Genomic DNA, 8,470 nt, shown 5'->3' with positions numbered 1-8,470 from the left:
TACGTGTTGTCATTATCTATCTCCAGTTAAGGCTATTATGTCTTAACTGGGGTGGTCGTATCTATTCAACCACGTCAGTGTGCAGAGCTCTCGGGATGGTGCGAAATCTGATTGTTACTGCATTAAGTTCTAGTAGAACTAAGCTGAACAAATTAGACAGAGTCTATCCACATAAACTCTTATACATTAACGACCGAGGATGACATCTGTTAGACCAAACAGGCCGTATAAAATGGGCTGATGTACTAAATAGATAATCAAAGAATGTCGACCTAAAAACACCAATTTATTTAAAGTAGCATTAGGTGATACTTTTACTTGGAAAAGCTCTTTGTGCATTAAAAAAACACCGATTAAGACCACACCTATCCAAGGAAAGAAGCTGGCTAAATCTACAGTTCGTATAGGAATACCTAAATGCAACACACTCCACTCCCAAATAGGGTGTAAATTTAAAGTACCTGTCCAATAGCCCACTATGCTTAGCACTCCCATTATTAGTGCAAGGTTAGGCAAACGAACGAATAAGACTGATATGGGCAATGCGACGGTAATTAAATGAATGATCCCAAAGTAAACCCAAGTACTTGGATGCATTAGAATACTTCCAATACTAATAAACATAGAAACCACAAAAAGTTTACCGACTGTTTTGCCAAGTTTCATTCTGTTGATTGATTTATGGTAAGCCAAATAACTGCTCATACCCACAGCTAATAGAAAACCACTCACAATCACCGTTCTAAATATTCTCCATTCAATATCTTTACTGGTACTAAAGTCGGTCCAACCAAAAACGGTTAAGTCGTAGCCAAAATGAAACATAACCATTAAAACAATGGCGAATCCCCTCAGTAAATCAATCTCGTAATTTCTACTGGTGGCAATATTAGGAACGTCAGACATATTACTTGTCATGATCCTTAAGCCATTCATTTAACAGCTTAATTTGCCCACATTTATAAGCAGCATAGGTTATGCGTAACGCATTACTTAACATTTCGCTATCGGTCCAACCGGTTTTGTCTGACAGTTCGGTATAACAATCCATTGCTTGAGGAGTTACGTATCCCCGCACCTGCTTTTTACCTTTGTCTTTTTGTTTATCTCGAAAACGTTTTTGTTTTTCTGCGTTGGCAGTGCGTTTCATTATGCTCATATAGTTCTAATAATCACTTGTTTAGGCTTAAATTGCTTAAAAGTTAAAATATATCACTGTTCAGAGTTGTTTAGCGTACAACTGTTCGCTAAATTACCCCCCTCAGATTAATTAGGCAGTATATAGAATGACAGAACAACAAAATAGTTTCACAAAAGAAGAACTTTTATCTTGTAGTACAGGAGAGTTATTCGGTCCTGGCAATAGCCAACTTCCTGCTCCAAATATGTTAATGATGGATCGCATCGTTGAAATTTATGAGACAGGTGGAACCCACGACAAAGGTTACATTGTAGCTGAGCTTGATATCACACCTGATCTTTGGTTCTTTGAATGTCATTTTCCTGGTGATCCCGTTATGCCAGGTTGCTTAGGCTTGGATGCTATGTGGCAATTGGTTGGCTTTTTCTTGGGCTGGTCTGGCGGACCGGGCAAAGGTAGAGCACTGGGTGTAGGTGAAGTGAAGTTTAAAGGTCAGGTGTTACCTTCTGCTAAAAAAGTGACTTATCGTATTGATTTGAAACGTGTGATTAAACGTAAACTGTTTATGGGTTTAGGCGACGGTACGGTTGAAGTTGACGGTAGAGTGATTTACGAAGCTAAAGACTTAAAAGTAGGCTTATTTCAAGATACTAGTAGTTTTTAATTCCCACCCCAGAGAAAATAATAAAGCCCCTTATTAGGGGCTCTATTTTTAACGACCGACTAGTCCTATACTTCTATCTCCAATGGCCTCTCGCCACCCTCCTAGCCACTCGGATCTAATATTTGATGTATGAAATGGACAGTTCTCTTTAGAACGGCCTGATATGCCTGCTTGATAACCTTTAGAATGCGCCCTTGAGAGCTTATCTCGTTTTTGTCTCTTCATTGAGTTTCCTCTTTTGAATGATTAATTACCAGTGATCGTAGATGACCACGTAATAGAGATAGTGGATACAGGGTTTTGGTTCAATGACAAATAACACTTATAGTATTTGACATTATTTAACTCTTTGAATAATTGTGTTTTTTGTATATAAACTAAATTTGTCTATAAACTGACCTTTTTAAGCCTATTCGTAATATAAGAACCTAAGTTAGATTTACATTCTTTTAGAAAAACAAAACCCGCCTTTAGGCGGGTTTATAAAATTAAAATCATAGTGAATTTAGCTCTTATTTTTAAAGCGTCTCCAGCCTAAAAATATAAATCCAAAAGCTAACATCCAACTTACACTGGCTCCCTGTCTATCTCTGTTTACCTCATCTTCAGGAGTTTCACAGTTTTCTACTTCACCACCTACGACTGGTACCAATTTTACCGCTGAAACTAGGTCTACGATGATTTCACTACCTGCAGAATCTAGTCTAATTTCACCAGAAGAGTCCCTAGCAGCGCCTTGAAACAAAGCAGTAGCAACTATTTCATTTTTATCATTTATGCTGTTGGCTTGTACTATTGTGTAGGTTGAATCACAACTGATTAGGTCTCTAATTCCATAAAACTCATCAGCATTGCTATCATACATAAAACCTTCTGTTCGACGCCCTGTTAATGGGGCATCAACTTCGCCATAACCCACCACTAGCCCATTGTTATTAATATCTAAGGCAACACTTGCAGAACCTAAGAAAAAGTCTTCAGGGAAGGTGAATTCGCTTAAGTTCATGTCATAAACAAAGAACTTGGTTCTATTTGTACCATTAACAGATTTAACCTGATAACCCACTACTAAATTATCATTATTGATATCAGTAGCAGTACTAATAATGTTAGAAGTCCGGGCGACTGTGCTATCGGGATCCGGTGTCAGATTGATAACTTCATCTTCATCGAATATCACGCCAAAATTCCGAGCAACAGTGACACCATTTTCAGAGTACTGCCCGTTTGACACGCCTACAGCAATTCCATTGTCATTGATGCCTAACGCTTGACTACTATAATTAGTCTCATCATCGGCCTCTGGTTCAAACAGCAATCCTAACTCTTTAGTATTTAGAACGTTACCTTGGTCGTCTAACTGCCAAATCAAGCCTCGTAACTGTGTAAAACTAGTGACGGAATTCGTAAGAGTGTCAACTGTAGTACTGATGCAAGACTCTACAGGAACGTCACCTCTATATCGCTGATCTTCTGTTGCGGGATCGTCATCATGATCTATTAGTTCTTCACTTTCACAGCTGGCTATTCTTGTTTCTAAGGTATCTGATTGAAATAATGTTGAACCAAAACCTACCACCTGATTACTATTGTTAATTCCATGGGCTTCACTGAAACCGCCAGCAATTGTTGCTGGAGCAGGCAAATCAACAACTGTATTATCAAGACTAACAAATCCTCGCTTACCAAATTCATGCACAACAAAGGTTACGTCATCACCGCTTTCAAACGTGTAATCCACCTTATTGTAAAAACCTTCACTAGTGCCTATGGTAAACCCAGAATCGTTAATATCTCTGACGATTGTAGTTGAAGCTATCGCAAACACGTCACCTTGATCAGTGAGCTGGTCAAACCCCGGCATATAAGTGGTTTCGTTTTCTGAAGCTAAAAAACTAATCGTATCGGCAATTTGTTGTGCGCTTTGCTGACCGTCCGCAGCTCTTATCAACGATAAAAGTATTTCATAATCAACACTGTTGAAGTCACCGTTACGGGCGGATTCTATGTCGGTTAAGAGGTTGACCAAGGTATCTGACTCAAAATCCAATAAATCTAGATCAATCGGAATATTGTATGGTGTGCTCAAAGGAGTTGACTGCGATACTGGTACGCCGACATTTACCGTAATATTACCCTCTTCATTGATGGCAGTAGGAAAACTACTTTGTCCTTTACCCACTACAGGTAGCTCAACAACTCGGTACTTAGCTGCTTGGCTAACAGGAGCCACCAAAAGGGCTATAGATAATGCGGCGGCTAGCCTTGTTTTAGTCATGTATAATTAATCCTACTTACTACTAATTTGTGAAATTGTTATATCTAGATATTTTAATCTGTTACGTGTTCATCGCTTCAATTTCGTCCCATCTTTCATAGCTTTGATTTAGCAATTTTTCTGTTTCTGCTAAATCTGCAAGCACTGGGTCTGATTTTGCGGTTTCTTGAGCAAAAAAGTTAGGAGCATTTACTAATTCCTGTAAACTTTTAACTTGATTTTCAAGAGTTTCAATTATCAAAGGTAACGATTCTAATTCAAGTTGTAACTTATATGATAACTTTTTACCCTTTACTTCTGACGAACTGGTTTTAGGACTCTGGGTTTGTGATTTAGTTTCAGTTGCTACGGGTTTTTGTGTTGTTTGTTGTGAATACCAATTACTAATATCGGTACAACCACCTACAAATTCTCTTATTTTACCGTTTCCTTCAAAGAAATAACTGGAGGTTACTACGTTATCAACAAACTCCCTATCATGGCTAACCAAAATAACCGTGCCTGGATAATTACAGATAGTATCTTCTAACAGCTCTAGGGTTTCCACATCTAAGTCATTAGTTGGTTCATCGAGGATTAGCATATTGCTAGGTCTTAACATTAATTTGGCTAACAATAATCGGTTTTTCTCGCCACCTGATAAAGACTTAACCGGTGAGTTCACTCTTTCTGGTGTAAACAAATAATCTTGTAGGTAACTCATGACATGTTTTGTTTTGCCATTAATTGTCACTTCCCGTCTACCATCAGCAATAGCGTCTATAACCTTAAGCTCGCCATCCAACTGGTCTCGGTGCTGATCAAAATAGGCGACTTCAAGTTTTGAGCCTGACTTTACCACACCAGATGTAGGAGACAATTGGCCTAATAACAATTTTATTAAAGTACTTTTACCACAACCATTTGGACCTACTAAGGCTAATTTTTCACCTCTTATAATGGTAGTTGTCAAAGATTCAACAATCAGTTTATCTGCAATTGTGTAATGCAAATTTTCAGTTTCGAAAACAATTTTTCCTGAACTCTTAGATTCGCTAACGCTGACCTTTGCGGTACCTAACTTGTTAGCTCTTAGAGAACGTTCAGTTCTTAATGCTTTAAGGGCGCGTACTCGACCTTCGTTCCGAGTACGACGAGCTTTAACCCCTTGTCGAATCCACGTTTCTTCAATACTTAATTTCTTATCAAACAGCGCATTCTGGGTTTCTTCCACTTCTAAATCATGGGCTTTCTGATCAAGATAGGCTTGATAGTTACCGGGGTAACTAACCAAATTCCCTCGGTCTAAATCGATTATGCGACTGGCTACTCTGCGAATAAATGCCCTGTCATGGCTAACAAATACAACAGCACCCGCATAACCAATAATGGCGTCTTCAAGCCACTTGATCATATCAATATCAAGGTGGTTGGTAGGCTCATCTAATAGAAGAATATCTGGCTCACTCGCCATGGCTTTGGCTAATGCCGCTTTTCTTCTCCAACCACCAGATAAGTTACTCAGTTGTTGATTAGGATCGAGTTGAAGTTTAGTCAAGACTTGCTGAATACGTTGTTCAAGCTGCCAACCATTGTGATGGTCAAGTTGCTGTTGGAAGAATTCCAATTTTGCCATATTAGCATCTGAAGGATCTTCAGCAACCAAGTCAGCTGTGTGGAAATATCCTTTTAGGTACTCCCCTACTTCTGCCAATCCTTCGGCTACATAATCGAACAAACTGCACTGCACACTTGCAGGTGGATCCTGAGGCAAGCGAGAAATTTTCACTTCTTTATTCACTAAACGTTGACCGTCGTCTAATTTGATATCTGCCTCTATTACTTTTAGTAACGTAGACTTACCACAACCATTACGACCAACTAAACATAATCTTTCACCTGGGTGAATGACTAGTTCAATACCATTTAATAAAGGGGGATGACCAAGGATAATACTGGCATTTTTTAACTGCAATAAACTCAACGTAAAAACTCACCTAATTGAAAAGAATCGAATGGCCAAGGCAATTCACTGTATTTGTCTTCTCGGTATAAAACCGGAATTCGGGCACCATATAAATGATACAAATCTGCACTCGCTCGCACATCTACTTTTTGTAGATTTGCGGCGGCGCTTTTATCTACTTGTTCTAACATGGCTTGGGCTTGTTCACACAAGCAACAACCTTTGCCTGTGTATAAAATCAATTGCATACAAGCCTACCCATATTACTGTTTAACCAAAGACCAACAATTATGGATTTTCGGGTTGCGCTGAAAATCTTCGGGTAATGTTTGTTTTGAAATATTTTCAATACTCAGCCCCAACGCGACCAAAGCCGTCTCGTCGAGTTTAAACTGACGCAAGTTGTTCGAAAACACAATTTCACCACCAGGATTGAGACAAGTTAACGAATCTGTGATCAACGCTATATGGTCTCTTTGTACATCCCACGTGCCTTCCATTCGTTTTGAATTGGAAAAAGACGGTGGATCGATAAACATTAAATCGTATTTACCATTATGTCGGTTTAACCAAGTTAAACAGTCAGCTTGAATAAACTCATAAGCGCCAGATAATTTATTGATTTTGAAATTTTCTTTTGCCCAATCAATATAGGTATTCGACATATCCACTGTGGTTACAGATTTCGCACCACCTAAAGCCGCATGCACAGAAACACTGCCGGTGTAGGCAAATAAATTCAGCACGTCCTTACCTTTAGATTTCTTTTGGAATAATTGACGAGTAACTCGATGGTCTAAGAACAAACCAGTATCTAAGTAATCATATAAATTGACTTGAAACTTTGCGCCGTTTTCAAATACCTCAATGGTTTCTTTACGCTCAGAGACTTTTTGGTATTGGTTTTTACCTTTTTGCTGTTCTCTGACTTTTAGAATAATCTTATTCGGATCAATTCCTGTGACCTGTGGCAAAGACATCATCACTTCCTGAACACGTCTTTTGGCCTTATGTTCAGGCACATCTTTAGGTGCTGAATATTCTTGTACAATTAAATAGTCTGCATATCTGTCTACCGCCACATTGTAATCAGGCAAATCAGCATCATAGATTCTGTAACAATTGGTATTTTGAGTTTTTAACCACTTATTGGTTTTTACCAAATTTTTACCTAAACGATTCGCAAAGTCGTTGTTAACCGTTTTATTTTCTCGAACTTGGCAATTCTTTTCGTCCAATTCATAGTTAACTAACAAACATTCCAATTTGCCGTTCATTAATTTGTAATCTTTTTTGGCAGTCAATTTCATTTGACGTAACAAGTTACGGTCAGATGTAAGTAATGATAGATGCCAAGTCTTAAATTCTTGTTTTAGCCAACTGCCCCACTTCTGGAACGTAGGAATAAGCTGGGTTGTTTCACTTAATCGTTCACCATAAGGAGGATTACTTACCATATAACCACTGGGCAAATCTGAAGATGGTAAACGACAAGCGTCTTGATGGGTGAATTTAATTAAATCGAAAACACCTGCCGCTTGAGCATTCTCTTTGGCGACTGAGACTATCGAAGCCTCTATATCATTTGCCCAAATAACGCCGTTATGAGGATGTTTGGCTTGTTCTGCTTCTGCTATTAATCTAGACCAGCTAGCGTGATCATGTTGTTTCCAAGCATCAAATCCCCACGTTTCTCGTTTTAAGCCTGGTGCCATATTTGTAGCCATCATTGCTGCTTCAATTGCAATAGTGCCAGCACCACACATGGGATCAATCAAAGGTGCTTGTATATTCTTCGGCCAACCACTTCTAATTAACATGGCACTGGCTAAATGTTCTTTAACTGGGGCAATGCCGGTTTTAGTTCTGTAATGTCGTTGATGTAAGCTTTGGCCCGTTAAATCAATATAAACACCCAAAATACTACGCCACATACGGGCTTGAATTCTGATGTTAGGAGATATTTTACTGACCGAAGGACGTTCATCGAAAAAAGTCGTAAATTGGTCAACTATGGCATCTTTTACTCTTAATCCGCCAAACTGAGTATTATTGATACTTTGGTTGGTACCGGTAAAGTCCACCATAAAAGTATCATTCACGCCAAAATGAGTTGGCCAGTTTGCTTGGTCAGTGACTTTGTATACATCATCTGCTGTATTTACTTCACCTTCGGCAAGCTTCACTAACACTCGGTTTGCTAAACGAGACCAGATACAGACTTTATATGCGTCTGCGAGTTCACCGCTAAACAATACTTGTCCGGGTTTAGATTTTAGTGCCACGTCTGGGCATATCTCTGCTATTTCTTCTAATAGCATTCCATCTAAGCCCTTAGACGTAGTGATTAAAAATTCGAACGTGGTTTGGCTCGTGATTTGGTTCATACAGCGGCTCAAGATAACTCATAGATTAAAACGGGCGCGATTATACGGTAAATGT

8 protein-coding genes are annotated in these 8,470 nt (G+C 38.9%); 1 reads left to right on the top strand and 7 read right to left on the bottom strand.

The features are described from left to right. Positions 1-186 precede the first annotated feature (186 nt). The gene (locus tag QZ488_RS13835) at positions 187-906 is read right to left on the bottom strand and encodes a heparan-alpha-glucosaminide N-acetyltransferase (RefSeq protein ID WP_293749737.1); all 720 of its coding nucleotides are present in this window, start codon (positions 904-906) and stop codon (positions 187-189) included. 1 nt (position 907) lies between these two features. Then, positions 908-1,159: a hypothetical protein gene (locus tag QZ488_RS13830; protein WP_293749735.1), complete on the bottom strand. Its 252-nt coding sequence runs from the start codon at positions 1,157-1,159 to the stop codon at positions 908-910. Between the two features lie 127 nt (positions 1,160-1,286). Here QZ488_RS13830 and fabA point away from each other — a divergent pair, with 127 nt between their 5' ends. After that, complete coding sequence (gene fabA, locus QZ488_RS13825) at positions 1,287-1,805, top strand: 3-hydroxyacyl-[acyl-carrier-protein] dehydratase FabA (protein WP_293749733.1); 519 nt, start codon at positions 1,287-1,289, stop codon at positions 1,803-1,805. A gap of 48 nt (positions 1,806-1,853) precedes the next feature. Here the strand turns inward: fabA and rmf are convergent, their stop codons facing one another. The 5 genes from rmf to rlmKL all read right to left on the bottom strand — a co-directional run bounded on the left by rmf (position 1,854) and on the right by rlmKL (position 8,415). Continuing rightward, positions 1,854-2,030, bottom strand: coding sequence for a ribosome modulation factor (gene rmf / locus QZ488_RS13820; RefSeq protein WP_293749731.1), 177 nt, complete (start codon positions 2,028-2,030; stop codon positions 1,854-1,856). 280 nt (positions 2,031-2,310) lie between these two features. Continuing rightward, on the bottom strand, positions 2,311-4,083 hold the full coding sequence (locus tag QZ488_RS13815) for a DUF3466 family protein (RefSeq protein WP_293749724.1): 1,773 nt from the start codon (positions 4,081-4,083) through the stop codon (positions 2,311-2,313). 61 nt (positions 4,084-4,144) lie between these two features. Beyond that, complete coding sequence (locus tag QZ488_RS13810; protein WP_293749722.1) at positions 4,145-6,046, bottom strand: ABC transporter ATP-binding protein; 1,902 nt, start codon at positions 6,044-6,046, stop codon at positions 4,145-4,147. Further along, positions 6,043-6,276, bottom strand: a complete 234-nt coding sequence (locus QZ488_RS13805; RefSeq protein ID WP_293749720.1) for a glutaredoxin family protein — start codon at positions 6,274-6,276, stop codon at positions 6,043-6,045. The genes QZ488_RS13810 and QZ488_RS13805 overlap by 4 nt, the downstream gene beginning before the upstream one ends. 15 nt (positions 6,277-6,291) lie before the next feature. Continuing rightward, on the bottom strand, positions 6,292-8,415 hold the full coding sequence (gene rlmKL / locus QZ488_RS13800) for a bifunctional 23S rRNA (guanine(2069)-N(7))-methyltransferase RlmK/23S rRNA (guanine(2445)-N(2))-methyltransferase RlmL (RefSeq protein WP_293749718.1): 2,124 nt from the start codon (positions 8,413-8,415) through the stop codon (positions 6,292-6,294). Positions 8,416-8,470 lie beyond the last annotated feature (55 nt).

The sequence above is a fragment of the uncultured Paraglaciecola sp. genome, assembly GCF_913020055.1.
Classification (GTDB): domain Bacteria; phylum Pseudomonadota; class Gammaproteobacteria; order Enterobacterales; family Alteromonadaceae; genus Paraglaciecola.
The sequence above is the reverse complement of the archived record's forward strand: the minus strand, read 5'-3'. Positions and strand labels throughout refer to the sequence as shown.